Source organism: Wolbachia endosymbiont of Glossina morsitans morsitans, from assembly GCF_000689175.1.
Lineage (GTDB): Bacteria > Pseudomonadota > Alphaproteobacteria > Rickettsiales > Anaplasmataceae > Wolbachia > Wolbachia pipientis.
The window spans coordinates 1-1,300 of sequence record NZ_AWUH01000063.1 but is presented as its reverse complement, the minus strand read 5'-3'; the positions used below and the strand labels follow the sequence as shown (position 1 = coordinate 1,300).

At 36.8% G+C, this 1,300-nt stretch carries 1 protein-coding gene, 1 tRNA gene and 1 pseudogene; all 3 read right to left on the bottom strand.

Annotated elements, in window-relative coordinates; all coding sequences use genetic code 11:
• Positions 1-205: 205 nt before the first annotated feature.
• The 3 genes and pseudogenes from WGMM_RS01580 to WGMM_RS07440 all read right to left on the bottom strand — a co-directional run bounded on the left by WGMM_RS01580 (position 206) and on the right by WGMM_RS07440 (position 1,274).
• Positions 206-292, bottom strand: a tRNA-Cys gene (locus WGMM_RS01580).
• A 31-nt stretch (positions 293-323) separates the two neighbouring features.
• Positions 324-1,049, bottom strand: a pseudogene (locus WGMM_RS06060) (baseplate hub domain-containing protein); the annotation flags it as partial.
• 15 nt (positions 1,050-1,064) lie between these two features.
• A complete protein-coding gene (locus tag WGMM_RS07440) occupies positions 1,065-1,274 on the bottom strand; it encodes a hypothetical protein (RefSeq protein WP_240991837.1) in 210 nt (69 codons plus the stop codon).
• Positions 1,275-1,300: the final 26 nt, after the last annotated feature.

The following is a 1,300-nucleotide window of genomic DNA, read 5'->3' as shown; positions in this document are numbered from 1 at the left end:
TAAGAAAGGCTATAATCGTGGGAAGGAACTGCTACTCAAGTGTTATTTGCTTAATCAATTTACTGACTTGGTATGGCTAAATTTGAAATGGCTAAATGAATTTATCGTAAATTACCACCGCATAGATGTAACATTGTACCATATTACAATGTTCGTACAGTTGTGTGCGCGACCGGGGGTTTTGTACTATTCTAGAAGTAACATACGGAAAAGGGGGGATTCGAACCCCCGACATATTTTCATATGTGCACGCTTTGCAAGCGTGTGCTTTAGACCACTCAGCCACTTTTCCATGCTTATTCATAATATTGAAAATTGTACTGCTAAACAATATAAAAACCTGGTATATAGGGTTCACCACGAAAATTCACAGTATTGTTAAACTTGCTTCTGCAAGTTGGAAATGTTTTATCGCAACCTGCGAGTATTGAATATTTATCTCCAGCAAAAATTTGGTATGGAGGCGAAGTAAACAACGTAACTACTTTATTTTTATATTCTTTTACTACACCTTCAAACGCTATTGAGCCAAAGAATTTTACTATTCCGTGCTTATAATATTCATCACTCTCAGTTAAATTCGTGTCTTCAAATCTTCTTTCATCTATTACTTTAGTGATTGTACTTATTTTACTAAATTTTTTAGTATCGGCTTTACATTTATCATCGCAAAATTGTGCTCTGCATGCAGGAGAGTACAATTCTGCTATGCTTCTCTCAAGCTTTGCTGAGAGCGCTCTAATTTCAGCAATAAATCTTCCACTACTTAATGTCACTTTACCAAAAATTCCTGAATGTAGATTCATTGTTCCCTGGGTCAAGTCTTTTTAATTCACAAGAAATATCTCAATATTTGCAAAGTAGTACTCTCCTGATAAAACATCTTTTTCTTTGCTATCAACACTATTTAATATTTCCTCAATTTCCAAATTATCAGTCTTTAAATCGCTGTTTAATATTATACTACTGGCTGTAAATCCACTTGAAGATTTATAGAGTATATTATCAATATTTAAGTCTTCATCATAGTCAGTGAATCCCATTACTTCTCCACCTGCGAGCTTTCATTTCCAGCACGTAGCAGTGGTAAGTAAATCTCCAGCGTGTGTCCAGAGAAGGTGAGTATGTTCAGTAGGAGTTAAACCTACCGGGATAAAAGTCGGAGTCCCGTAGCTTGGGTAGCAGCATGTAGGGAGACCAAAGTGTTGAAGCCTACCGACAACGTTATCGTAGGATAAGGGCGAATTACCAGGCCGTAGCGAAAGCGAACACATAGGTGGCCTCGAAAATTACAAATCCT